This window comes from Actinosynnema sp. NPDC023658, assembly GCF_040639995.1.
GTDB lineage: Bacteria > Actinomycetota > Actinomycetes > Mycobacteriales > Pseudonocardiaceae > Actinosynnema.
The window spans coordinates 1-3,391 of sequence record NZ_JBFAAX010000619.1; the positions used below are offsets into that span (position 1 = coordinate 1).

The 3,391-nt window shown below is 68.4% G+C and carries 3 protein-coding genes; 1 reads left to right on the forward strand and 2 read right to left on the reverse strand.

Translation table 11 applies throughout. The features are described from left to right. Positions 1–734 (forward strand): aminoglycoside 3'-phosphotransferase (locus AB0G02_RS32205; RefSeq protein WP_360801679.1); only part of this gene is annotated, 734 nt, incomplete at its 5' end. A 139-nt stretch (positions 735–873) separates the two neighbouring features. On the opposite strand, the gene AB0G02_RS32210 is transcribed toward AB0G02_RS32205, so the two are convergent. Then, a complete protein-coding gene (locus tag AB0G02_RS32210) occupies positions 874–2,142 on the reverse strand; it encodes a glycosyltransferase (protein WP_360801682.1) in 1,269 nt (422 codons plus the stop codon). Between the two features lie 134 nt (positions 2,143–2,276). Then, positions 2,277–3,164 (reverse strand): hypothetical protein, encoded by an 888-nt coding sequence (locus tag AB0G02_RS32215; RefSeq protein ID WP_360801685.1) that lies wholly within the window; start codon positions 3,162–3,164, stop codon positions 2,277–2,279. Between the last annotated feature and the right edge of the window lie 227 nt (positions 3,165–3,391).

The window sequence follows — 3,391 nt, forward strand, 5'->3', positions numbered from 1 at the left end:
ACGCCACCAACACCCCCGTGTGGCGCATCGAACTCGGCGGGCTGACCTTCCGCCTGGACGGGGATGGCGGCCCCAGATATGTCAAGTGGGTCGCTGCTGGAACCCCCGAGATCGACCTGGCCGGTGAAGCCGAACGCCTGGCGTGGGCGCACCGCTGGGCGCGTGTCCCACGCGCCCTCGACCACGGCATCGACGCCGAGGGCGCGTGGTTGATCACGGCGGCCGTGCCCGGCCGATCGGCGGTGGAACTCCGGTGGAAGACCGAGCCTGGTGTCGCGGCGACGGCGATCGGCCACGGACTGCGCCTGCTCCACGACGCCTTGCCGGTGGACCAGTGCCCGTTCGACTGGAGCGTCGAGCGGCGACTCGTACGCGCCGACCAGCGCATCGCGGATGGAGAGGGGCCGGACGACTGGTTCCCCGAGCACCGGCATCTCGGGGTGGCCGAGGCCACGACGCGGCTCGGTGAACCGCCCGCGATCGACCGTCTCGTGGTCTGCCACGGAGATGCCTGCGCCCCGAACACCCTGCTGCACGACGACGGCACCTTCGCCGCGCACGTCGACCTGGGCTCGCTCGGGGTGGCCGACCGGTGGGCCGATCTGGCGGTCGCGACGTGGAGCCTCGACCGGAACCACGGTCCCGGCTTCGACGGCACCTTGTACGACGCGTACGGGATCGACCCCGACCCGGAACGCATCGCCTACTACCGCTTGCTCTACGACCTGGCATGACCCGCTCGCGCCTTCGGCGGACAGGTCCACCGAGGTGCCCTGCCAGGTGGCCGCTGCCACGTCATGAGTGACCCGCCCGATACCGCAAGGCATCCCGGCATCGCCGTGGACGATGGCATGGATCGCTCCCTGTGCGGGATTACCTTGACGGCACCGGTGCGACCAGGCGTTCCAGCATGGTGACCGCCGCGCCTGGGCCGTCTTCGGCCGCTACCCTGTCGCCCAGGGCGCGAGCCGGTCGAGCGCGGGACAGGGCGGTGCGCAGAGCGTCGGCGAGGACGTCGGCCGTCAGGCGGTCCCGGGCCGGGGTGGCGGTGCCGACCCCGAGCTCGGTAACGCGGCGGCCCCAGAAGAACTGGTCGGCGAAGAACGGCACGACCACCGACGGGACGCCGGCCAGCACCGCGGCAGCCGTGGTGCCCGCGCCGCCGTGGTGGACAGCGGCCGCGCATCGAGGGAACAGCGCGCGGTGCGCGACGTCGTCGACGACCAGCACGTCGTCACTCGTGTCCGCCTGGTGCAAACCGCTCCAGCCTGACAGCAGCACGGCTCGCCTGCCGACCCGGCGGGCGGCGGTGAGCAACAGGTCGGTAGCGGCGGACGGGTCCGGGTCGCGCATGCTGCCGAAGCCCAGGTACACCGGAGGTTCGCCGGCATCCAGGAAGTCGGTCAGGGCGGGCGGCAGAACGGTGTCGGTATCGGTGAACCAGTAGCCGGTGACGTGGTCGATCGGCGTCCAGTCCCGTGGGGGTGGGACCACGGCGGGGCTGAAGCCGTACAGGCGGGGCGCTCGGCCGTGCGGCGGCGGGGTGCGGCGAGGCAGCGGCGGGAGGCCGAGGTCGGCGCGCTGGTCGTTCAGCAGGGGACGGAAGGCTCGCCACAGCAGAGCTTCGGAGAACCGCCAGGTGGCGTGGTTGAGGACAGCGGGCACCGGCTTGGGCAGGGCCGTCATCGGGAACGCCCTGGTGGGCGTGTTCGGGGACAGGTGGGCGGCCACGACGGGCACGTCCAGGTACTCGGCCACGGTCGGTCCGAACGCCACCAGCGTGGAGTACACGACGACGTCGGCGTCGCGGCACGCCTCGACCGCCGCCGTCAGCGACCCGCGAAGCTCCGGGCCGACCACCTCGCGCAGCCGCCGGACCAGCGCGACCGGGCTTCGCGCGGCCAGCAGTGCCTGCCCCTCGGGTCCGGCGAGGGTGGCCTTGGGGTCGCCGGGCAGCTCGACGAAGTCGAGCCCGGCGGCACGCACGACGAGCTCGAACTCGCGGTGCGTCACCAACCGCACAGCATGCCCGACCGCACGCAGCCGCCCGCCTAGGGCGAGGAACGGCTCGACGTCACCTCTGGACCCGGCGGTCAGCACGGACACCCGCACCCGCGACTCCTTCCACTCACTCCACGACAAGATCGCAAAGGTAGCGTGGAGGTCCGGCGTACGCGATCGTCGCAGCTCGGCGTCCCAGTGCGGAGTCCTGACACCCCACAGGGGGCGGTTGGCGGAGAAGAGTCGGAGCTGTGGACGAGGGCGTCCCGGAAACGTTACTCGACCGCATAGCCACTGATTTCGTTGATCTGCCAACGTCCCCCGACGTAGAAGAGGTTGAACCTCTTCCTCTCCATTGGTGCCCCATCGCGCTTCAGATCCTGCATCGCAAACTCGACTTCAGCTTCCAGGGTGCCGTTGTTGCGGATTTCGACGGATCTTATCTCCGCGTTCTTGTATGCATCCCTTTGTTCCGGTGACATCTTCTCGTATTCTTGCCTGAACTGTTCGGCGCAGTTTGCGGGCACCTTGTGGGAGAGTTTGCAGACTATCTCGGGATTCCCGACGCTCGCACCGTCAAGGAATGCCCGGGCCGACTGGAGCGCACCTTCTTTGCTGGGATCGGTACCGATGTCCTGGATCTGCGCGCCCGGATCAAGTCCGGGTCGGTCGGAATTGCCGCTGTTCAACATTGCGACGAGGACGACGGTGGCGATGATCACCAGCGCCAGGCCGCCCAAGGTGAACTTGGTTGCGCGTGTCTGGGTTATCGAGCCGCCGGCGATGAGAGACTTCTTCATGGTGACCGCGCCACCGGCGCTCAAGTTGACTTGGTTCTGGATCGTCGCTTGATCGGCGGCGCCTTGGGAGACCCATACCGCCTTCACCGCCTCGGTCAGCTGGTTTGCGAAGCCCGCGTCGGTATTGGCCTCCTCGGTGATCGCAAAAGTCGCCATCTTCTGGCGCTCCGGAGCCGACGGTTGCTCCTGCCAGCCTTCGAGCACCGCCTGTCCCAGCTTGGTGCGGCCGAGTCTCGCCGCGATCAACCGGTGCAGACCGGCGACTGCGCTCTCTGCGAGCTTGTCGGTGGTGCCAATCGCGATGTTGGCCAGATACGTGCTGATCAGTCCGACTGCCTGTGCCGCCAAGGCTGCAATTTCCATAGCGTTCAAGGTAGCGCCTCATCGCGTTCACGCATGCGAATCAGGGGTATTCCAGCTGAACGTGGAAAAGTATATCGAGGTGGAATTGCGCAACCGGCGTGTGTCGCTCGAAAGTTGTAGCTGCTGTTCGGGCGGCTCCAGGTACAGAGCGGATTCCCGGCCGAGCCGCCATTCGGGGTGAAGGCCCGGGTCCCTCCAGCGTGTTGCCGGGGACGTGGTCGATGCGG

Bases quoted from the DNA above. Each gene is read 5' to 3' on its own strand.
- AB0G02_RS32215 (WP_360801685.1), bottom strand. From the start codon at position 3,164: ATGGAAATTGCAGCCTTGGCGGCACAGGCAGTCGGACTGATCAGCACG.